This is a genomic window from Snuella sedimenti, from assembly GCF_016428595.1.
Classification (GTDB): domain Bacteria; phylum Bacteroidota; class Bacteroidia; order Flavobacteriales; family Flavobacteriaceae; genus Snuella; species Snuella sedimenti.
This window is the reverse complement of record NZ_JAELVQ010000015.1, coordinates 1-21,643: the sequence shown is the minus strand read 5'-3', so window position 1 is coordinate 21,643 and position 21,643 is coordinate 1. Positions and strand designations below refer to the sequence as shown.

Annotated in this window: 18 protein-coding genes; 7 read left to right on the top strand and 11 right to left on the bottom strand. The window is 35.8% G+C overall.

Features of this window, described 5'->3' with window-relative positions:
• Window positions 1–315 precede the first annotated feature (315 nt).
• Window positions 316–717, bottom strand: a complete 402-nt coding sequence (locus JF259_RS11725; RefSeq protein ID WP_199115522.1) for a gamma-glutamylcyclotransferase family protein — start codon at window positions 715–717, stop codon at window positions 316–318.
• A 12-nt stretch (window positions 718–729) separates the two neighbouring features.
• On the bottom strand, window positions 730–1,119 hold the full coding sequence (gene ytxJ / locus JF259_RS11720; RefSeq protein ID WP_199115521.1) for a bacillithiol system redox-active protein YtxJ: 390 nt from the start codon (window positions 1,117–1,119) through the stop codon (window positions 730–732).
• A 170-nt stretch (window positions 1,120–1,289) separates the two neighbouring features.
• On the opposite strand from ytxJ, the gene clpB reads away from it, so the two are divergent.
• The 4 genes from clpB (at window position 1,290) to deoC (ending at window position 6,257) form a co-directional block, all read left to right on the top strand.
• Window positions 1,290–3,890, top strand: coding sequence for an ATP-dependent chaperone ClpB (gene clpB, locus JF259_RS11715; RefSeq protein ID WP_199115520.1), 2,601 nt, complete (start codon window positions 1,290–1,292; stop codon window positions 3,888–3,890).
• A gap of 344 nt (window positions 3,891–4,234) precedes the next feature.
• A complete protein-coding gene (locus JF259_RS11710; protein WP_199115519.1) occupies window positions 4,235–4,831 on the top strand; it encodes a TetR/AcrR family transcriptional regulator in 597 nt (198 codons plus the stop codon).
• Window positions 4,832–4,882: 51 nt separating this feature from the next.
• On the top strand, window positions 4,883–5,377 hold the full coding sequence (locus tag JF259_RS11705; protein ID WP_199115518.1) for an acyl-CoA thioesterase: 495 nt from the start codon (window positions 4,883–4,885) through the stop codon (window positions 5,375–5,377).
• A gap of 211 nt (window positions 5,378–5,588) precedes the next feature.
• Window positions 5,589–6,257 (top strand): deoxyribose-phosphate aldolase, encoded by a 669-nt coding sequence (deoC, locus tag JF259_RS11700; protein WP_199115517.1) that lies wholly within the window; start codon window positions 5,589–5,591, stop codon window positions 6,255–6,257.
• Between the two features lie 67 nt (window positions 6,258–6,324).
• Here deoC and JF259_RS11695 read toward each other — a convergent pair whose 3' ends face one another.
• Complete coding sequence (locus tag JF259_RS11695; RefSeq protein WP_199115572.1) at window positions 6,325–9,771, bottom strand: methylmalonyl-CoA mutase family protein; 3,447 nt, start codon at window positions 9,769–9,771, stop codon at window positions 6,325–6,327.
• A 217-nt stretch (window positions 9,772–9,988) separates the two neighbouring features.
• Between JF259_RS11695 and purU the strand changes: the two genes are divergently transcribed.
• Window positions 9,989–10,843 carry a formyltetrahydrofolate deformylase gene (gene purU / locus JF259_RS11690; protein ID WP_199115516.1) on the top strand — a complete coding sequence of 285 codons (855 nt, stop codon included), beginning with the start codon at window positions 9,989–9,991 and terminating at the stop codon, window positions 10,841–10,843.
• Window positions 10,844–10,856: 13 nt separating this feature from the next.
• Here purU and JF259_RS11685 read toward each other — a convergent pair whose 3' ends face one another.
• Window positions 10,857–11,435, bottom strand: a complete 579-nt coding sequence (locus JF259_RS11685) for a hypothetical protein (RefSeq protein ID WP_199115515.1) — start codon at window positions 11,433–11,435, stop codon at window positions 10,857–10,859.
• A gap of 149 nt (window positions 11,436–11,584) precedes the next feature.
• Here JF259_RS11685 and JF259_RS11680 point away from each other — a divergent pair, with 149 nt between their 5' ends.
• Both JF259_RS11680 and JF259_RS11675 read left to right on the top strand, forming a co-directional pair.
• Window positions 11,585–12,289 carry a DUF4197 domain-containing protein gene (locus JF259_RS11680; protein ID WP_199115514.1) on the top strand — a complete coding sequence of 235 codons (705 nt, stop codon included), beginning with the start codon at window positions 11,585–11,587 and terminating at the stop codon, window positions 12,287–12,289.
• A 150-nt stretch (window positions 12,290–12,439) separates the two neighbouring features.
• Window positions 12,440–12,637, top strand: coding sequence for a Lacal_2735 family protein (locus JF259_RS11675; protein ID WP_199115513.1), 198 nt, complete (start codon window positions 12,440–12,442; stop codon window positions 12,635–12,637).
• A 178-nt stretch (window positions 12,638–12,815) separates the two neighbouring features.
• Here the strand turns inward: JF259_RS11675 and JF259_RS11670 are convergent, their stop codons facing one another.
• From JF259_RS11670 to JF259_RS11640, 7 genes are all read right to left on the bottom strand, one after another.
• Complete coding sequence (locus tag JF259_RS11670; protein WP_199115512.1) at window positions 12,816–13,619, bottom strand: ABC transporter substrate-binding protein; 804 nt, start codon at window positions 13,617–13,619, stop codon at window positions 12,816–12,818.
• A 154-nt stretch (window positions 13,620–13,773) separates the two neighbouring features.
• Entirely contained in the window at window positions 13,774–14,598 is an 825-nt protein-coding gene (gene pyrF / locus JF259_RS11665; RefSeq protein ID WP_199115511.1) for an orotidine-5'-phosphate decarboxylase, read from the bottom strand.
• On the bottom strand, window positions 14,595–15,272 hold the full coding sequence (locus JF259_RS11660; protein ID WP_199115510.1) for a hypothetical protein: 678 nt from the start codon (window positions 15,270–15,272) through the stop codon (window positions 14,595–14,597). The genes pyrF and JF259_RS11660 overlap by 4 nt, the downstream gene beginning before the upstream one ends.
• Complete coding sequence (prfA, locus tag JF259_RS11655) at window positions 15,256–16,332, bottom strand: peptide chain release factor 1 (RefSeq protein ID WP_199115509.1); 1,077 nt, start codon at window positions 16,330–16,332, stop codon at window positions 15,256–15,258. The genes JF259_RS11660 and prfA overlap by 17 nt, the downstream gene beginning before the upstream one ends.
• A 160-nt stretch (window positions 16,333–16,492) precedes the next feature.
• Window positions 16,493–19,051 (bottom strand): adenosylcobalamin-dependent ribonucleoside-diphosphate reductase, encoded by a 2,559-nt coding sequence (locus JF259_RS11650; RefSeq protein ID WP_199115508.1) that lies wholly within the window; start codon window positions 19,049–19,051, stop codon window positions 16,493–16,495.
• A gap of 184 nt (window positions 19,052–19,235) precedes the next feature.
• The gene (locus JF259_RS11645; protein ID WP_199115507.1) at window positions 19,236–20,201 is read right to left on the bottom strand and encodes a DUF3078 domain-containing protein; all 966 of its coding nucleotides are present in this window, start codon (window positions 20,199–20,201) and stop codon (window positions 19,236–19,238) included.
• A 68-nt stretch (window positions 20,202–20,269) separates the two neighbouring features.
• Window positions 20,270–21,448, bottom strand: a complete 1,179-nt coding sequence (locus JF259_RS11640; protein ID WP_199115506.1) for an AIR synthase related protein — start codon at window positions 21,446–21,448, stop codon at window positions 20,270–20,272.
• Window positions 21,449–21,643: the final 195 nt, after the last annotated feature.

Genomic DNA, 21,643 nt, shown 5'->3' with positions numbered 1-21,643 from the left:
ATGATGCAAATCATTTCTTCCAATCCTCCAATAAAAATTAAAGTAAAAAAAATTAACATAGAAAAGAAATGCCCAAACAAACTGATTTTTTTTATCTTGTCATTGCCACAAATATACCCTATAACAAAGGGAAGAAATACAAAGAAAGTAATACCGTACTCTGTTTGTTGGTAGTGGATCAATAATAAGCCCAGTGATATAAATATGAAGCTTATTACGACTGAAATAGCCAATTCTGCCTTCATATAATAAGGTCATTTTAGAGTTAGGACTACACAATATAAATCTTTTCTTACTGATAAACAAGAATTTTACTTATAAATAACTTCCTGAAGATATTTTTTGTAAGGATGTTATTGGTCGGTTATAAATATAAACCCAAGTTTGTAATGATAGTCCAGAATCCATATATGCCTTAACCTTCAAGCGTTTGTATAAATCCAATTCTGGGGCATTAACGTCAATACCCTCGTAGGTGTCTAAGGCCTTAAAAACCAAGTCGGCATCTAGCACCTTATAAACACTCCCATAAACTTTATCTGTAGGTTTCTCACTTAAAATAGCCCCTGGATAACCAGCAACTTCATAAAGTTCACCATTAAAAAAGCCCTTTTCAACAAACTGGGAATGTTCCGCTAAAAAGTGCGACATCTCATTATTAAAACCCTTTAACAAAGTACCATAAACAAATAAATAATTCGTCTTATCTTTTTTCAAAGTGGTATAATGTTAAATAAACTTGTTAATATTAACATCTGCAATAGCCCCATGACTCGCGTGTGTTACAGCCAACTCATTTTTTATCACCAAAATTTGAGGTGATTCATGCCATACCTGGAATCTAGAAGCTATTTCATTTGACAAGTCCCTAAAATTAATCAAATCCAAATAATAAATATCCAATGCATCATCAGACATAGCATAAGATTCCTCAAACTGATTAAGAGCCATGCGACTTATTCCACAACGCGTAGAATGTTTAAAAATAACCTGCGGCTTGTTGTTCGACTTTTTAATCAACTCATCAATTTGAGCAAACGCTTCCAACGCAATCCACGGCAATGTTTTTGTTTCTTTTTCTACAGTCGTCCCTCCAAATAGCTTATTTATAAACCCCATAAAATATGTAACTTTAAATTGTGAATTAACAATAGTCTCGGTACAATCCCAAACCTTACAAACTGACTAAAAGTCAGGCATCTCAACTATTTACAAGACATTTTGTCTCACAGAAACACATGGTAAGATTATTGACCAATAGTGAGTGTAAAGAAACTAAAAATACTATTATGAACTTAAATAATTATACTATAAAATCCCAAGAAGCCATCCAGCAAGCACAGCAGATTGCACAAGGCTTCGGGCATCAACAAATTGAAAATGAGCACCTGTTTAAAGGGCTTTTTGAAGTTGATGAGAATGTTTTACCATTTATTCTAAAGAAACTAAATGTAAATGTTGGTATTCTAAAACAAGCATTAGACAAACAACTGGAAAGCTTTTCTAAAGTTTCTGGAGGCGAACTTATGTTGTCCAGGGAAACAGGAAAAACACTCAATGAAGCTGCTAATGTTGCCAAGAAAATGAACGATGATTATGTATCTGTAGAACACTTAATCTTAGCCATTTTTAAATCTAACAGCAAAATAGCACAGATGCTAAAGGACCAAGGGGCTACAGAAAAAACCTTAAGTGCAGCCATACAAGAATTGCGCAAAGGAGAAAATGTAACATCCCAAAGTCAAGAAGACACCTACAACGCACTTAATAAATATGCCAAAAATCTTAATAAACTAGCTAAAGATGGAAAGCTGGACCCTGTTATTGGTCGTGATGAAGAAATACGTAGAATTCTCCAGATCTTATCGCGCCGCACCAAAAACAATCCTATTTTAGTAGGTGAGCCAGGTACAGGTAAAACGGCTATTGCCGAAGGCCTAGCCCACCGTATTATTGATGGGGACATCCCTGAAAACCTTAAAGACAAACAAATTTTTGCTTTAGATATGGGAGCTCTTATCGCTGGTGCTAAATACAAAGGAGAGTTCGAAGAGCGCTTAAAATCTGTTGTAAAAGAAGTAACTAAAAGTGAAGGCGATATTGTTCTGTTTATTGATGAAATCCACACCTTAGTTGGCGCTGGTGGCGGACAAGGTGCTATGGATGCAGCCAATATATTAAAACCAGCCCTAGCGCGTGGTGAATTACGAGCCATAGGCGCTACCACACTAGACGAGTATCAAAAATACTTTGAAAAGGACAAGGCATTAGAGCGTCGTTTTCAAAAAGTAATGGTAGACGAACCCGATACCGAAAGTGCCATATCCATCCTAAGAGGTATTAAGGAAAAATACGAAACACATCACAAGGTGCGCATTAAAGACGAAGCCATAATTGGTGCAGTCGCGTTATCACAACGCTACATTACCAATCGATTTTTACCCGACAAAGCCATTGACTTAATGGATGAAGCTGCTTCTAAACTACGTATGGAAATCAACTCAAAACCAGAAGAATTGGATGTTCTAGACAGAAAGATCATGCAACTGGAAATAGAAATTGAAGCTATTAAAAGAGAAAAAGACGAATCCAAATTAAAAGCACTTCGTACAGACCTAGCCAATTTAAAAGAAGAACGCAATGCCATTAATGCTAAATGGAAAAGCGAAAAAGAAGTAGTTGACAACATTCAAAACACAAAATTGGCTATAGAAAACTTTAAGCTGGACGCCGAAAGAGCCGAGCGTGATGGGGATTACGGCAAAGTAGCCGAACTACGTTATGGAAAAATAAAAGAAGCCCAAGAGCGGTTAGAAATCCTTCAGAAAGAATTACAAGAAAATCAAGCTGAAAGTTCATTGATTAAAGAAGAGGTTACCTATGACGACATTGCTGAAGTCGTTGCCAAATGGACCGGCATACCAGTTACTAAAATGTTACAAAGTGAACGCGAAAAATTATTAAAACTAGAAGACGAACTACACAAACGTGTCGTTGGCCAAGAGGAAGCTATTATAGCCGTAAGTGATGCTGTAAGACGTAGCCGTGCTGGCTTACAAAATCCTAAAAAACCTATTGGTACTTTCTTGTTTTTAGGAACAACGGGTGTTGGCAAGACCGAATTGGCCAAAGCCTTGGCCGAATATCTGTTTGACGACGAAAGCGCTATGACACGTATTGATATGAGCGAATACCAAGAACGCCATGCTGTTAGTAGATTAGTAGGTGCCCCTCCAGGGTATATAGGTTATGATGAAGGCGGACAATTAACAGAAGCTGTTAGACGCAAACCTTACTCGGTAGTGCTACTTGACGAAATTGAAAAAGCACATCCGGATACTTTCAACATCTTGCTTCAAGTACTTGACGAAGGGCATTTAACCGATAATAAAGGACGGGTAGCTGATTTTAAAAATACGATTATTATTATGACATCAAATATTGGTAGCCATCTAATACAAGAACGGTTTGAAGCAACCAAAGATATAGAATCGGCTATCGAAGCATCGAAAATTGATGTTTTAGGTTTATTAAAACAAACGGTGCGTCCTGAATTCTTGAATAGAATTGACGATATCATCATGTTTACCCCGTTAAGCAAAGAAAACATTATAGCCATTGTTGAATTACAACTTAAAAATGTCACGAAAATGATTGCTCAACAAGGCATTACGTTTGATGCAACACGCGAAGCCATAACCTATTTGGCCGATAAAGGTTTTAATCCAGAATATGGAGCACGACCCGTTAAACGCGTGATACAAAAAGAAGTTCTCAATGCGTTGAGTAAAGAAATATTAGCTGGAAACGTTACCACAGACAGTATTATTCTGCTAGACGCCTTTGATGATACTCTGGTATTTAGAAACCAAGCAGATTTAGTAACATAAAAACATGATTAAATTGTAACAAAAAAGCATTAAATAAGTCTAGTAGTTGGTTAGTTGGTGAAAAGCAACGCCCATATTTAAAATCTTAAATGGCGTTGCTTTTTTATGTTTAAAATATACCCGTTGTGTATTTTGAGTCAAACCAGTTTCAAAAATGTTAAGCGAGTGATTTTTTGATAAAAAAAATCGTATCGAGAACTATTTCAAAGACTAAAACTCTTATTCTCGATACAAATTTTACTCGTTTCAATCGTAAAATTCACTCGAATTGACAGAATTTTATAAAAACATACAATAGGTCCACAATATACCAATTGGTATATTTTTATTATATTTGTTCCGTATTGAAAACAAAAGCAGAAATAACATCGCAATATATTCTTGAAATGGTTGCTCCTATCTTCAATAAAAATGGCTATGCTGCCACAAGCTTGCACGATATAACACAGGCTGTAGGCTTAACAAAAGGAGCAATATACGGTAATTTCAAAAACAAGGAAGCACTTGCCATAGCTGCTTTTAAGTTTACTGTAAAGGATTTACTTAAACAAATTTCAATACACCTGGAACAAAGTAATTCACCTATACAAAAACTATATTTAATTGTAGATTTTTATAGAAATTATTACAACTTCAGTCAAGAACTTGGCGGTTGCCCAGTATTGAATATTGGTGTCGATGCCAACAATCAAAATACACTGTTATTGGAAAATGTAAGACAGGTTATTGAAAAAATTCAAGATCAGATTGCTAACATTGTCGAAGACGGCATTGAAGCTGGGGAAATTTCGACCGAGATAAACGCAATGCATTTTTCAAAGCGTTTATATACCTTAATTCAAGGAGCCATCTTTATGACTTACACCATGCAAGATGAGCTTTATATGCATGAAACTCTTGATCAATTAGAGCAGATTATTAGTAATGAACTAAAGATTTAATATTTTTTTAACTAATAATATACCAATCGGTATATTTAAAACAAAACTTTTATGAGTACACTTCCTAAAATACTACAAAGCACAACAAAAATACGTTTTCAAGATTGCGATCCTTTTAATCACTTAAACAACAGTAGTTATATAAACTACTTTATGAATCACCGTGAAGATGCGCTAATAGAAAATTATAATTTCGACATTTATAAAAGAGCAAAAAAAGAAGGAAAAAGTTGGGTATCCAGTAGCAACCAAATAATCTATTTAAAACCAGCTTTGTTAATGGAAACCGTAATTATAGAATCCCAATTGCTATCCTTTAACAATAGTGAACTACATGTTGAAATGCGCATGTACAATAATGACAAGAGCCAATTAAAAGCTTTTATTTGGAGTGGCTTTATACACTTTAATTTATTAACGCAAAAACGTGAATATCACGATCAGGAATTAATGGATCTTTTTAAGGCCGTAATAAATCCCGTTAACTCACAGTCTTTTGAAGACAGGCTTATTGAATTAAAGCCAACTGTCGTGAAAAATGTTTAATCTTACTATGCTCACAATATTCTGAAAATAATGATGTTAATAACTATGTGGATTAAAAGCTAGGTTTAAATTGGGCTGATTTAAATTTAAATTTTTAAATTAGCTACCAATAAGTCCCCAAAACTTATATAAACTTAATTTAATTTTTTAATAGCTAGCTTATCCGTTACACTTAAAGCAATGGGTAAGCGATAAAAACCTACTTATACTTATGAACATATCTGAGTACATAGATCTCTCCCTTTTAAAAGCAACTTCAACAGAACGCGATATTATTGACTTATGTCGCGAAGCTAAAGAAAACCAATTCAATGCGGTAAGCGTAAACAGTTCCTATATTGCACTAACTAAAGAACTACTTGACAAAACCCAAATCAAAGTAGCCGCTGTTGTTGGATTCCCCCTTGGTGCCATGTCGACCGCATCCAAGGTTTATGAAGCTAAAAAAGCGGTTCTCGATGGCGCAAATGAAATTGATATGGTCATCAATCTTGGGTTTCTTAAAAGCAAAAATTACGTCTCAGTACTAAAAGATATTAGTGATGTAAGATTAGCCATTGGCAACACACCACTAAAAGTCACTATTGAAATCTCTGAGCTTAATAAGAATGAAATTATCAAAGCTTGTGAGATATGTTTGGATGCCAATGTAGATTACATTAAAACATCTAGCGGCTTCTCTAAAAGTGGCGCTACTCTAACTGCCGTAAAAATCATGAAAAAGACGATAAAGAACAAAGCTAAAATAATTGCTTCTGGTGGCATTACAGATCTTGAAACAGTTTTAAAATATCTTGACACTGGCGTTTGCAGGGTAGCTACCCCAGACGGCGTAAAAATTGTAAAAGAAAAAATTTCACGCCTAAAAGTAGCTTCTTAAATTTTACACCCCCACAAGAAGTTGTGCCTTTTGTTTAATTTTGGGTTAAGCAAAAGGCTCAACTACACTACATGTTTCTACGGTATTGTCCTCCAACTTCAAATAGCGCAGACGTTATTTGTCCTAAAGAACAAACTTTACATACTTCCATTAAAGTCTCGAATACATTCTCATTTTGGATTGCTTTTTGTTGTAATGTCCCTAACAAGGTTTTAGTATCGTATGTTTGATGCAAATTCTCAAGTGTTTTTATTTGGAGCTTCTTTTCTACTTCTGTTGCCCTAATAACCTCTTTTGGGATTACCGTGGGGGAACCTTTTGAGCTCAAGAAGGTATTAACACCAATAATAGGGAAATCGCCGTTATGCTTTAATGTTTCATAATACAAACTTTCTTCTTGAATCTTACTACGTTGATACATGGTTTCCATAGCTCCCAAAACACCGCCTCGTTCGGTAATTCTATCGAACTCTATTAATACAGCTTCTTCAACTAAATCTGTTAATTCTTCAATTATAAATGACCCCTGGATAGGGTTTTCATTTTTAGCCAACCCTAACTCTTTGTTAATTATCAACTGAATGGCCATAGCACGACGAACAGACTCCTCGGTTGGTGTTGTAATCGCTTCATCGTAAGCATTGGTGTGTAGTGAATTACAATTATCATAAATGGCATATAAGGCCTGTAAAGTAGTACGAATATCATTAAAATCTATTTCTTGGGCATGCAAACTACGCCCAGAGGTTTGGATATGATATTTTAACATTTGGGCTCTTTTATTTGCGCCGTACTTATACTTCATGGCCTTTGCCCATATTTTTCTGGCTACCCGTCCAATTACAGCGTATTCTGGATCAATACCATTAGAGAAAAAGAAAGATAAATTAGGCCCAAATTTGTTGATATCCATTCCCCTACTCAAATAATACTCCACGTAGGTAAATCCGTTTGCCAAAGTAAACGCTAATTGCGAAATAGGATTAGCACCTGCCTCGGCGATATGATACCCTGAAATAGATACCGAATAAAAATTACGTACTTTATTGTTTATAAAGTACTCTTGCACATCCCCCATTAATCGCAAAGCAAACTCGGTTGAAAAGATACAAGTATTCTGAGCCTGATCTTCCTTTAAAATATCTGCTTGAACCGTCCCTCTTACTTGGGTTATAGTGTCTGCTTTAATTTTATTGTAAACAGCTTCTGGCAAAACTTTATCGCCAGTTATCCCGAGCAACATTAAACCAAGTCCGTTGTTTCCTTCGGGTAAATCACCATTATATCTTGGGCGTTCAACACCTCTACCCTTATAATATTTAGTTATTTGGGCTTCAACTTGTTCTTCTAAACCATGTTCTTTAATATACAATTCACATTGTTGGTCGATGGCCGCATTCATAAAAAACCCCAATAGCATTGGTGCTGGTCCATTAATGGTCATACTTACAGAAGTCATCGCATCTGCCAAATTAAAACCTGAATACAATTTTTTAGCATCATCCAGACAACAAACAGAAACTCCCGCATTTCCTATTTTCCCATAAATATCCGGACGTAAATCGGGGTCGTTTCCATAAAGTGTTACACTATCAAAGGCAGTAGACAAACGCTTAGCAGGCATGCCCTTACTTACATAATGAAAACGTCTATTGGTACGCTCTGGACTGCCTTCTCCTGCAAACATCCGTGCCGGATCTTCTTCTGTTCTCTTAAAAGGATATAATCCTGAGGTATAAGGAAAAGTCCCTGGCACATTCTCTTGCAAACACCATTGTAAAACATCACCCCAAGCTTCATATTTAGGTAAGGCTATCTTAGGTAATTTTATGTGTGACAACGATTCGGTATATGTCGCTACCTTTATCTCTTTATCCCGTACTATAAAAGCGTAAAACTCATTCCTATACCGCTGCACTTTATCACGCCATCCAACTACAATATCCCAATTAAGGGGTTCCAAATCAAACTTTACACGATCAAATTCCTTAATTAACAGATTTAAAAAATCTTTAGATTGACTGTCTTGAACCTGATCTAGAATTTTATCTTGATCTAAACCCAAACTTGTTACAATGGACATTTCTAAATCATTTGACAAAATATCAGCTACAGAACAAATGGTCTTAAATATGCCGTATAACTTTTGAGCGACTTGAGATTGTGTTTTTACCTTTTTATCATACGATCGATTATTTTCTGATATTTCAGAAAGATAACGTGTTCGTGACGGCGGAATAACAAATGTCTTTTCGCTCATTTCCCCCGAAACCTCAAAACTAGATTTTAAATCAGCATGTGCCTTGGCTACCAAAGTATCCATAACTACCTTGTAGAGCCTATTCATTCCTGGGTCATTAAATTGCGAAGCAATTGTTCCAAAAACCGGAATGTTTTCTTGTGGTGTATCCCAAAGGTTATGGTTACGCATGTATTGTTTTTTTACATCGCGTAAAGCATCTAGAGCACCTCGTTTATCAAACTTGTTAACAGCTACTATATCTGCAAAATCAAGCATATCTATCTTCTCTAACTGTGTAGCTGCACCAAACTCAGGTGTCATCACATATAGGGATACATTACTATGCTCTACAATCTCGGTATCCGACTGTCCGATTCCAGAAGTTTCTAATACGATTAAGTCGTAGCCAGCAGCTTTTAAAACCGCTATTGCTTCGTTAACGTGCTTAGACAAAGCCAGATTGGATTGTCTGGTCGCCAAACTACGCATATAAACCCTTGGTGAATTAATCGCATTCATGCGAATACGGTCTCCCAACAAAGCTCCTCCTGTCTTGCGTTTTGATGGATCTACAGAAATGATTCCTACTGTTTTTTCAGGAAAATCAATTAAAAACCGGCGAACCAACTCATCTACCAAACTAGATTTTCCTGCACCACCAGTACCGGTAATTCCTAAAACTGGTGTTTTGGAATCTATATTTGATTTGTGAATAACCTCTAAAGTCTCTTTTGCTTTTTCTGGAAAATTTTCAGCAGAAGAAATAATGCGCGCTATCGCCTTGTGGTTGTTTACCGATAAATTTTTAAATTCATTATTAAGTGTATCTCCAATTGCAAAATCCGATTGTTGTACCAAATCATTGATCATACCCTGTAATCCCATATCTCGCCCATCATCTGGGGAATAGATACGGGCTATCCCATAATCCATCAATGCTTTGATCTCTGAAGGTAATATTACACCGCCTCCACCTCCAAATATTTTAATATGTGATGCTCCCCTTTCCTTAAGTAGATCGTACATATACTTAAAATATTCGTTGTGCCCACCTTGATATGAGGTCAAACATATGGCATTAGCATCTTCCTGGATCGCCGTATTAACGACTTCTTCAACACTACGATCATGGCCAAGGTGTATCACCTCAACCCCAGTAGCCTGAATGATACGACGCATAATATTTATAGAGGCATCATGTCCATCAAACAGCGAAGCTGCTGTAACTATTCTTACGTTATGTTTTGGTTTATAAACAGGTGCTTGCTCCATCGACTTTCTAATTTTATCCATAAAACGGTCATCTGTCGTACAACAACATCTAAACTGCTTCTAAATGACTCATTTATAAAAATATATCCTTTTTAATGCTGCAATTTACGGAATATTCAAAAATATACTTTATTTACACAGGATTTTCTAAAACTTTCAACAAACCAAAAACCTGTCTTTTTTTGGGTTAATTTTATCCCTGAAATCATTTCTTACCATGAACAAGATCACAATTTTAATCCACTGCAAAGACAGGCCTAATATCATAGCTTCCGTAACCAACTTTATAGCACAAAGAAGCGGTAACATTGTATATATAGACCAACATGTAGATAGGGAGCAAAATATATTTTTTATGCGTTTAGAAAGTGAATTCACCATTCCTTCATTTTCTACTGATGACTTTAAAGCTGCTTTTAAAAGTGGTTTGGCTGAAACTTTTGAAATGAAGTGGCGTATCTATTCTTCTGAAAGAAAGCCCAAAATGGCCTTGTTTGTTTCAAAATACGATCATTGTCTTTACGATATATTGGGCCGTTACAACTCAGGAGAACTCAATTTAGAAATTCCATTCATAATTAGTAACCATTCCGACTTAAAGCCTATTGCTGATAGTTTCAAAATTCCTTTTTATCACATCCCGGTCACTAAGGAAACAAAAGCTGAAGCAGAAACTAAGCAACTTGAATTGTTAGAAAAATACAAAGTAGATTTTATTGTACTGGCTAGGTATATGCAGATTATATCAGGTAAACTAATTAGTAAGTATCCTAATAAAATTATTAATATCCACCATTCTTTCCTTCCTGCCTTCGTAGGGGCTAAGCCCTATCACTCAGCTTATAAACGTGGGGTTAAGATTATTGGAGCTACCAGCCATTACGTTACGGAAGAGCTAGATGCTGGCCCCATTATAGAACAAGATGTTGCGCACGTTTCCCATTCCTATGCCATTGCAGATCTTATCGCCAAAGGTCGTGATTTGGAAAAAATAGTTTTAGCAAATGCTATTAAGTTACATGCCAATAGAAAGGTGATGGTTTACAATAACAAGACTGTTATCTTTTCATAGTTTCTTTGCTTAATCAATTACTTCTTATTATATGCAAGGATTCCTGTATGAGCCTTCGTGAAACAATCTGACATGCTTTAAGGGAGTTTTCTTCCGAAAATTTGCTTATAAACGGTTCAAGAGCTTCTAGCCATATTTTATTGGAGCCGTTCTCCGCTAGCACTCCCAACCACAGCTCCAACAGCTCATCTATAATGATTGCATTATGTGCATAGTTTAAATTCAATTGATTAAATAAGCTACTTGAATAACTTTTAAACAATAAAGGATTTTTAACAAGGTTTTTAAAAAACAACTGCGTTTCCCGTTCTATTTCAAGTTCTGAGTCTAACGATTTAACTAAATAATGATCAGCCGATTTCCCTTTACTTGTTACCAATAGCAAAAAAGTGTTAAAAACTAAATCTTGATAATTTTGTGCGGCATGGTAATAAACATCCAATCCCAGATTCGTATTTATTAACATCAAATGACCTTTAATTATTCTTTTTAAAAAAGTATGAAGTGTTGAAACGTCTTTAGAGGAAACTATAAGCTCCTTCTTAAACCCTTTACTGGAAATATTTACAATCTTAAGCTTAGACTTTTCCATTGTAACCTTAACATTTCCATAAATTTAATTAAAATTAAACAATCGAAAGAATAATCAAAATTTATTAACTCAATATTTAAATAGAATTTGGCAATACAAATGCATACTGGTGTACTTTTTGTATTTTTGGAAATCTTAAAATCTACATCATGAAAAAACCATTAGTACTATTACTTAGCATATTGTTTTTTAGTTCTTGTGCCGAATTGCAACAAGTGGTAAACCAACTTCCTCAAGGGGGTGGCATTAGCAACACAGAAATTGCTTCGGGATTACGCCAGGCCTTAAATTTTGGTATTGACAAGCAAGTCACGAAACTTACACAAACCGATGGTTTTTACAGAAATGAACTGGTAAAAATCTTGCTACCGGAAGAACTTCAAAAAGTAGATAAAGCCCTTAGGGATATAGGCTTAAGCAAACTTGCTGATGAAGGGCTTAAAGTACTTAACAGCGCTGCTGAAGATGCTGTAAAAGAGGCAACACCTATATTTGTTGATGCTGTAAAAGGCATCACTTTTTCTGATGCCAAAACGATTTTATTAGGTGATAATTCGGCCGCTACGCACTATTTAAAGGCCAAAACAGAAACCGCTTTGTATGCCAAATTTAATCCGGTTATTAAAAACTCTTTTAATAAGGTTGGAGCCGATCAAATATGGAACAACCTAATATCAAAATACAATGCGATTCCATTTACAACGAATGTAAACCCAGACTTAACAGACTATGTAACTGGAGAAGCTCTAAAAGGAGTTTTTACAATGATCGCTGTTGAAGAAAAAGAAATCCGCACAAAATTTTCATCAAGATCAACCGCTCTTTTAAAAAAGGTTTTTGCTTTACAGGATTAATACCATCTGGTAAAAACATGTTTTTACTAGTCGTTATCATTAAACAATAAAGAGAAACCTGCCACATTTATCCTGTACCAAAAAAACACGCACTTCCTTTTCTTATTAAAAATAAAAATGTATATTTAAGTACTTGTTATTCAGTCTAAAATGAGCAGAATAGACGTCATAAAAAATAACCAAAAAAGACTTAATAAACGCTATAAGGAACTTATTGAGCAGGCTTATAATTTCCGCCAAACAGATTCTGCATTAAGCGATATTTCCGAATTTCGTGCTATTAAGCTTCTAAACAAACTTAACAGATTAAAATATTTAGCAAGGGAGCAGTCTAAAGTAACGTCCTGATTATTATCAATTATTTAACTTTTGGATCACATCCAGTTCTTAAGAATACTCGTATTTTATATAAAAAAGAATATGAGTACACACTTTTGTAGAGTTGGCAAGATTAAGCCCAATATTAATAAATTAATAGGCGAAGAGGAATTTCAAAATACAGCGATTAAAGCTGTAGATGTTATATTTAAAACGCATCCTTTTGAAGGCTCTCACGTAAAGTTTTAAAATAATCGAATGCCTTTAAGAGCCTGGTTCCATACCAGGAAAACATTTCACCGTCTACCAAAACAATTTTAGTATCCGGCCAGTACGCTTGCAGTTCGTCTTTATGCTTTTCCTTAAACGGATAGGGCTCACTTGACAAGAATGCGTAGCCAATATTTTGGATTTCTTTCTGCTCATCTGCTAAGTCAATTTCCGGATAACGCACTAAACTACTATATACATTCTCATATTTATTAAGTTGTAGCATATAATTAATAAATGTATTATTTGCTGCAACCATCCACGGCGATTTCCAAATAAAATAGACGACCTTTAAAACAGGCTTATTCTGGATAAAACCTTCAAACGCGCTCTGTTTTTCTTTAATTGCATCTATTAATGACAAAGCTTCATCGGCTTTGTTAAAAATTGTCCCGTATTGACCAATTAGCTCCAAACTATCGGCAATTGTATACACATCCGAAACATGAACCTCACAAATCGATTGGCAGGCTTCAACGATCTCCTTGGTATTTTCTTCTTTATTACAAAGAATGATATCGGGACGTAGCGCTTTAATTCTTTCTATATGCAGTTGTTTGGTTCCACCTACAATGGCTATATCTTTTAACAGGTGATCGGGATGCACACAAAACTTAGTAATCCCAACAATAGCATCTTCCAAGCCCAAATCGCACAACAACTCCGTTTGACTTGGCACTAAAGATATAATACGCTTTGGGGTATCTTTTAAATGAAGTGTTCTTTGAAGTTGGTCTCTCATATTCTTAGTTTCCAGCGCAGTATTCAGTAACACAATAATGCAACTGAGATTGCCCACCGGGACCGTTTACTTATTATTTAGTTTCCAGTCGCAGTCGACTGTACTCAATATTTCAATAAAGCAACCGAAACTGTTCACTGCTTACTGGGACTGATTACCAAGACTGCTTACTTAAAACCTCTGCCATTTGCTCTTGAAGTTCTTTAGATTTTTGAGCCGCCATTAAAGCAAAATCCTCATCATTTGAAGCATAAATAATTCCTCTGGAAGAATTAATTAGCAAGCCTATATTTGCATTCATACCATACTTACATACATCCTGCAAATTGCCTCCTTGTGCTCCCACACCAGGAACTAAAAGGAAACTATCTGGTATAATGTCTCGTATTTCGGCTAAATACTCAGCTTTTGTTGCTCCAACAACATACATTAAGTTTTCTGAATTCTCCCAAGTTCTAGAAGTTTCCAAAACCTGTTTATACAGCTCTTTTCCATGTACTTCTTTAGTTTGAAAATCGAATGCTCCTTGATTGGACGTTAAGGCCAAAAGAATCGTGTGCTTATTTTTAAAAGCCAGAAACGGCTCTACTGAATCTTTGCCCATATATGGTGCCACCGTAACACTATCGAAGGACAAATCCTCAAAAAAGGCTTTAGCATACATCGTACTGGTATTTCCTATATCGCCTCGTTTGGCATCTGCAATTGTAAAAATTTCTGGATGGTTCTCATTAATATAGACAATGGTTTTTTCTAATGCTTTCCAGCCCTTAATGCCATAAGCTTCGTAAAACGCCGTGTTAGGCTTGTATGCAACACACAAGTGATGGGTAGCATCTATAATAGCTTTGTTAAATGCGAAAATAGGATCATCTTCCTTCAATAAGTGCTTTGGTATTTTGTTCAAATCAACATCCAACCCAATGCACAAAAAGGATTGTTTTTTTTTGATTTCTGAAATAAGTTGTTTTGTAGTCATTCAAAAAAATATAGTATATAGTATTCACTTATATCTGCTTCAGTTTCAAAGAAAGCCATAATTGGGTTTTGATAATCTCCATTAATATCTTTTACTTCTTCATCAACTTCAGGAAAAATAGAAATAAAGTTATAATCATTATTATCCCTAACGGTTGCCGTCTTTTTATCATCAAAAATTTTCTGAACTACTTTAAATTCTTTTTTACTTAAAAGCAATTTTGATATCCAGATAAAATCATCAATGACTTCATTTTTATTTTCCCGATAAGGAAAATTTTCCCTAACAACAAAGTTTACCATTCCTAGTTTGAAATCACAGTTTTTATCTGAAGGAAAAATAAATATCTTGAGTTCTTTTAAATTTGATATTTTAACAGAAGCAACTAGGTTTTCCTGATCCCATGTGTAACCCTTTAAACCTTTAACATTGTCTAAAAAAACATTCTCAATCTTAGATATTTCTTTTAAACATTCTGCTCTACTAGAACCTTCAACAAATGTTTTTTTAAGTTCTTCATGAAAACCTAATTTTTTTTCTCCGCTATTCTTTTGTTGGGCTTGACCAGAAACTGAAATTAAAAATGAAAAAACAAAAAGACATATCTTCATCTGTGACAAAAAATTGATTCCTGCCTTCGCAGGAATGACAGAAATATTAAATGGTCTCGTCACTCGCTTTAAGCTTTTCCGTGTTTTCGGCTAACATCAGCTCATCGATAATCTTTTGGATATCACCATTAACAATATTGGACAAATCGTAAAGTGTTAAACCAATTCTATGGTCCGTAACACGCCCTTGTGGATAATTATAGGTCCTGATCTTAGCACTTCTATCTCCCGAGGACACCATCGAACCACGCTTAGCTGCATCTTCTTCATTCTTTTTTGCCAATTCCATCTCATACAAGCGGGAACGTAAAACCTTAAAGGCTTTTTCCTTGTTTTTATGCTGTGACTTTTGATCCTGACACTGTGCCACCAATCCAGTTGGAATATGGGTTAAGCGTACAGCTGAATAGGTCGTGTTTACCGATTGTCCTCCTGGGCCGGATGAACAGAAAAAATCAATACGAACATCTTTTGGATTGATCTCTATATCAAATTCTTCAGCTTCCGGAAACACCATAACTGTGGCCGCACTAGTGTGCACCCTTCCCTGTGTTTCGGTTTGAGGTACACGTTGTACACGGTGTACGCCTGCTTCAAACTTTAAAGTCCCGTATACATCTTCACCGGTAACTTCGAACTGGATTTCTTTAAATCCGCCATTAGTGCCTTCACTAAAGTCTACGGTATCTACTTTCCAACCTCTACTTTCACAGTATTTGGTGTACATCCTAAATAAATCACCTGCAAAAATACTTGCTTCATCACCTCCTGTTCCTGCACGTAACTCAACAACAGCATTTTTAGAATCTTCTGGATCCTTAGGAATTAACAAAAACCTTATTTCCTCTTCTAGTATAGGAATACGTTCTTTAGCTTCATCATACTGCATTTTAGCCATATCGACCATTTCGGGGTCACTACCATCTGCAATAATCTCTTCAGCCTCTGTAATATTGTCTGTTAGCGTTACATACTCCTCACGCTTCTCCATCAATACTTTAAGATCCTTATATTCCTTGTTTAGTTGTACGTAACGTTTTTGATCGGTAATAATATCGGGCTGAATGATTAAATCACTCACCTCATCAAAACGCTGCTTTACTATTTGTAATTTCTCTAACATCTACATTTTTAATTGTGCACCAAAAATACGATAATTTATGAATTTCCAATAGTACAACGGGTAATCTAATTAAGCACCTGACACTATTCTATATTAAAAACAAAATTGGAAGTTGGTTCTTAACCGACTTCCAATTCATCACGTATATCCTTTCTTTATTTTATCCACATTTAGAAGAGCCACAATCCTTACAGGTTAAGCAGCCTTCTTGATAGATCAAATTCTCCGAATTACAATTGGAACAAGTATGTCCCTTCGCCTTCGTACCATCGGCTACGTAACGCTTTAGCGCTCTACCTACACCATTTTTCCATGTGTTAATTGACTCGCTATCCAATTGTAAACTATTAATCAATTCAACGATGTTATCTATTGGCATACCATGGCGAAGTGTACTGGAAATAAGCTTGGCATAATTCCAAAACTCAGGGTTAAACTTATGGGACAAACCTTCTATAGTGGTCTTGTAGCCTCTTTTGTTTTTATATTGAAAATCGTAACGGGAATTTCCTTTTTCATCCCTATTCTTAATAATCACGCCTTTATCTACCCAGCGCGGGATTAAAATACCATCTTCATCATCTGCCAGTCCTGTAAAGATCTCATAGGGCTTCCCTTCAATTAAACCTATAAAAGCAATCCACTTTTCTTTATTATTTTGAAAACGGACAACATCGGCTTCCAATGTTTGTGGCCTTTTTATTGGAAACGCGGTTAACAATTCCTGTTGCTTTTCTTCCTTTTTCTCTTCATTGGAGATCAACACCCCTGATCGTGATCCGTCCCTGTAAACTGTTACGCCTTTACAACCTACTTCCCAAGCCTTTAAATATAATTCTCCCACCAAGTCTTCGTCCACATCACTGGGTAAATTAATCGTTACACTAATGGAATGATCCACCCATTTTTGAATAGCTCCCTGCATGCTCACCTTGCTAAGCCAATCTACATCGTTCGAAGTTGCATTATAATATGGTGATCGCTTAACTAAGTCGTCCAATTCTTCCTGAGAAAAATTCTTAGAAGTATCTATTCCGTTCACTTCCATCCATTGCTTGAATCTGTGATGAAAAACCACATATTCTTCCCATGAATCCCCAACCTCATCTACAAAATCGACACGTACATTTTTATCGTTAGGATTCACTTTACGTCTCCGTTTATAAACGGGAAGAAATACCGGTTCTATTCCTGATGAGGTTTGCGTCATTAAACTCGTTGTTCCTGTCGGGGCAATAGTTAACAATGCTATGTTACGACGTCCATATTCCAACATATCATAATACAATTTCTCATCGGCTTCTTTTATCCTTTGAATGAATGGGTTCTCTTTTTCGCGCTCACTATCGAATATCGCAAAGGCGCCACGCTCTTTTGCCGTATAAACGGATGCTCGATAGGCTTCAAGACACAATGTTTTATGTACCTGTAGGGAAAATGCATTCCCTTCCTCACTACCATATTGAATTCCCAATGCAGCCAGCATATCGCCTTCTGCGGTAATTCCGATACCGGTTCTACGACCTTCTTCTGCCTTCTTCTTAATGTTTAACCATAAATTATGCTCAATTGCTTTTACATCGTCCATTTCTGGATCGGCTTCAATTTTCCCTAAAATCACATCTATTTTCTCAAGTTCTAAATCGATAATGTCATCCATAATGCGCTGCGCTATGCCAACATGTTTTTTAAATAACTCAAAATTAAATTTGGCCTTTTTGGTAAAAGGCTGCTCAACATAGGAAAACAGGTTAATAGCCAATAAACGACACGAGTCGTAAGGACATAACGGAATCTCCCCACAAGGGTTTGTAGACACTGTATTATACCCTAGATCTGCATAACAATCGGGAACAGATTCATTTATAATCGTATCCCAAAATAAGATACCAGGCTCGGCGGACTTCCATGCATTGTGCACTATTTTTTTCCATAATTTCCTAGCCTTAATTGATTTTGTGTATTTAGGTGTACTACTGAATATTGGGTATTTTTGAGTGTATTCCCCATCAGACTTTATAGCTTTCATAAAGGCATCGTCAATGCGCACAGAGACATTCGCACCAGTAACTTTTCCTTGTTCTAATTTTGCATCTATAAAATCTTCAGAATCCGGGTGGTTAATGGACACTGACAACATGAGGGCTCCTCGACGACCATCTTGCGCCACTTCACGGGTAGAATTAGAATAACGCTCCATAAAAGGAACAATACCTGTAGAGGTTAATGCTGAATTCTTTACAGGAGAACCTTTGGGACGTATATGCGATAAGTCGTGCCCAACCCCTCCGCGACGCTTCATTAACTGCACTTGCTCCTGATCAATCTTCATTATGCCTCCATAAGAATCGGATGCACCAGAGTTACCAATAACAAAACAGTTTGACAGTGAAGCGGTTTGGTACGGATTGCCTATACCAGCCATAGGACTGCCTTGTGGCACAATGTATTTAAAGTCCTTAATTAAATTAAAAACCTCATCCTCGGTAAGCGCATTTGGATAACGTTTCTCTACCCTGGCTATTTCCTTAGCGATACGACGATGCATATCGTTTGGTGTTTGCTCATACAAATTACCTTTGGAATCTTTTAAGGCATATTTATTTATCCATACACGGGCAGCGAGGTCATCTCCGTTAAAATAGGAGACAGCAGCTTCAAAGGCTTCATCTTGAGTATACGTTTTTGATTTATTAACGGGTTCGGCTTCTACAGGCATAGTTTTCAGGATTAAAATTTAACGGATTTCTTAATTGCAAAATACGCAAAAATTTAAAACCAAAAACATGACAAAAGTCACAAAGTTTACACAAAAATAAATTAAATTACTAAAAATCAACTTTTTACGATTTTATCAACACTAAAAAGTTAACAAGTTTTTAAAACAATTTAATTATAAAATTTTAAAAATCGAACGCAAAACCAACACCTAAAAACTGCTTCCACTGCACCTTAGCGCCAGCTTCTTCCAATTCTCCTTCTATTTCTGAAGGTTTTGTTGTTTTTACATCATCATCGTATCTAATATGTGAACCTAAGGTAGCCCTTACAAAACTGTTCACTCTAAAATCAAAATCCAGACGCCAATCTATATCCAAATTACCAAAATTATTAATGTAATCGGTATAAAGGCTAAATTGATTTTTCACTATAACATTTTCGGCCATTTGCAATTCGTAGCTATTGGTCATCAAAATCCCAACTTCTTTTCTAACGCGCTCGCCTTCAATTATTATATCCCCGTTAATATCCGTTACCGCAGGTTTCACACCAAAAGCGCCTGCATTCGACAAATCTTCGTCTAACACAAATGTAGCCTTTAAAGTAATTGGTGAGAAATAAAACGATAAGCGCTCTATGTTTCTACCATATTCCATACCACCACCAAAAAACAAGTAACCGGGTGCCATAAATCTGGAAATTGGCTTGTCCCTATTAGGGTACTTGTATCCATTTGCCAACTGTGTTTTAAAATTAAGCTTTGCAGAATAGAACCAATTGGATTCATTATCGGGTTTATATCCTAAATTAGAATTTAACTCAAATAGGTCGTCTGTCTTTCTAAGCTTCTGTCCTTGCTGTTTGTTAAGCCCGTAACGAGACATAACGTTATTGTTCCAAAAGAAATATTTGTCTTTATAATTAGCCTCTGAAGCAACTCCCAACAACATAGAAATGGAGTTAGTTCCCCCAGAATTCCAATTTACAAAAGATACTTCACTTAAATCTATCGAAGCCTTGTTCTTTTGTACCCATTGCGGTTTAACAAAGTTATCTGGCTTAACAACAGGTTTTAAAAATAGCGAGTCAGGTTGAGCACTTATTATTTGTAAACAAAATAAGAAAAGAATTAGCAGAACGTTTTTCATAGTTTTACCAGGTTATTTTAAAATTACATCCTTCATCAACAACCATTCCATTTTGACAAAAGCAAAAACTAATAGCTAAACTCTCCAAACGCACTCTTTATTGTTAGCCTTTTGGTTTTTGAGGGCTCCACTCTTCCAATAACCTTAGCATCAACATTAAACGACTTAGATATATTAATAATATCTTCTGCTATTTCGGGAGCTACATAAAGTTCCATACGATGTCCACAATTAAATACTTGATACATCTCTTTCCAGTCCGTCTTGCTTTGCTCTTGTATTAATTTAAACAAAGGAGGAATATCAAACATATTATCTTTTATAATATGGAACTGGTCTACAAAGTGAAGAATTTTTGTTTGTGCACCACCGGAACAATGTACCATTCCATGCACAGATTCGCTTGTGTATTGCGATAAGATTTTCTTAATAATTGGTGCATAAGTCCGCGTTGGGGACAATACCAACTTACCAGCATCTAATGGTGCTTCTGCAACTGCATCTGTTAACTTCACGTTACCGGAATAAACTAAATCATCTGGAACCGATGCATCGTAACTCTCTGGGTATGCTTTTGCTAAATACTTTTCAAAAACATCGTGTCTTGCTGAGGTTAAGCCATTACTGCCCATTCCGCCATTATACTCCTTTTCGTAAGTTGCTTGCCCAAAGCTCTCCAAGCCAACGATTACGTCACCTGCCTGTATATTAGCATTATCTATAACATCACTGCGCTTCATTCTTGCAGTAACAGTGGAATCCACAATAATAGTACGCACCAAGTCACCAACATCTGCTGTTTCTCCTCCTGTCGAATGAATCGTCACACCAAATGTCTTTAGCTCAGAAATAAGTTCTTCCGTACCATTAATAATTGCTGAAATAACTTCTCCTGGAATTAGATTCTTATTACGTCCGATCGTTGACGACAGCATAATGTTATTGGTTGCCCCAACACATAACAAATCGTCTATATTCATAATTAAGGCATCTTGGGCTATTCCTTTCCAAACCGAAAGATCTCCGGTTTCCTTCCAATACATATACGCCAAAGAAGACTTTGTTCCAGCACCATCTGCATGCATTATAAGACAATAATCATCATCGTTTGTTAAATAATCTGGAACTATTTTACAAAATGCTTTAGGAAAAAGCCCTTTATCTATGTTTTTAATTGCGTTGTGAACATCTTCTTTTGATGCCGACACACCTCTTTGGGCGTAACGTTTGGATACTTCTTGACTCATTACATTGATTTGTTGTGCAAAAGTAAGGATTGTTTCTTTTTTGTTATTCTTTTAACAGAGAATTTATAACAATATTTTTTTAGTACATGACAAAAATATAATTCATTGACTATCAGCAAATTAATCGCTTGAATATTAGGTTAAAGCATTGATTTTCAGTATATTAGAATAATAATTCGACCTATTTATCTAATG